Source organism: Microcoleus sp. S13_C3, assembly GCF_036700905.1.
Taxonomy (GTDB): Bacteria; Cyanobacteriota; Cyanobacteriia; order Cyanobacteriales; family Microcoleaceae; genus Microcoleus.
Genome location: NZ_JAUBPT010000135.1, coordinates 1 through 971, shown reverse-complemented (window position 1 = coordinate 971; position 971 = coordinate 1). Strand labels below are relative to the sequence as shown.

The following is a 971-nucleotide window of genomic DNA, read 5'->3' as shown; positions in this document are numbered from 1 at the left end:
GGCGTTAGGGGGCGATCGAACAAACGTCGAAACACTCTTGTTTCTGGGGGACTTGAGGCCAAAGAGAGCGAGATTTTTGAGGCAGAGTCTGTTGTTATTGTCGCTGTTAATCACGTGCCGTCGTCAAGTCCTAATGCTCCGATCTATCCTGGGAAATGCCTCTCACGAGGGATGCCACTGACTGCAAAACCTGTAATTGGATAAATGGCGTACTAGATAGATTTGGTGGTAAAATCAAATTTGGTAACCCCCATCGGTACAAAAGTTGCGGAAAACGTGAAACTGGCCAGTCCATACGGCTGTGCCTTCCGATGTAAAACCCAAAGTACGTTACGGTAAACAGACCATATTTTAAGCAAGTTACACTGCGCAGGAGAACTGACAAATGCTACAGCGCAAAATCTATCAACTCTGTTGTGATGGTCGTGAGGTTTCTATTTTTCTTCGAGATCAGCAACGTTGGATAGAGCGCGCTCGTATCCTAGATATTGAAGGGGATCTAGTCACGCTGCGCTACGAAACCGACGAAGAAGACGAAATCAGCTCCTGGGAAGAAATGGTGCGTCTCGAAAGTATTGGAGCTGTGTCTCAGAAGTTGGCTTCGGTATCCCGAACTAACTGCGAACCCCTAGTTTCTGACGATTGTCCCGAAGCCGAACAAATTCGCAATCACTACCCCGACTCGAATTTGGAATAGTTTTGAGCTCGCGCTTGAGGCACAAGGAAAACTTGGGGGAAAAGAAAACGACTTTTCTCCCTTTTTTGTGGAGAAATTATGCAAAAAACCCAGTTTAGGCCAAAAATATTCTGGGTTGTGACCCCATAAGCTATTTTCCCTTTAAATTTAAGCTTGATGGCGGGATCTCCGGCCCAACCCATACTCCCCACAACAGCGTAAGGAATGAGAATTAAATAACTTCCACTCTTGAAAGTGGGATGGGCGTCCCGCCCGTCCAAAAAGGACGGGCGGG

2 protein-coding genes are annotated in these 971 nt (G+C 47.0%); both read left to right on the top strand.

Annotation, left to right across the window (positions count from 1 at the left end):
- Positions 1-204, top strand: a 204-nt coding sequence (locus tag QUA16_RS27670) for a hypothetical protein (RefSeq protein WP_333108197.1), incomplete at its 5' end; no start/stop codon positions are given.
- A gap of 181 nt (positions 205-385) precedes the next feature.
- Positions 386-697 carry a DUF6679 family protein gene (locus QUA16_RS27665; RefSeq protein ID WP_006633466.1) on the top strand — a complete coding sequence of 104 codons (312 nt, stop codon included), beginning with the start codon at positions 386-388 and terminating at the stop codon, positions 695-697.
- The last annotated feature ends 274 nt before the right edge of the window (positions 698-971 follow it).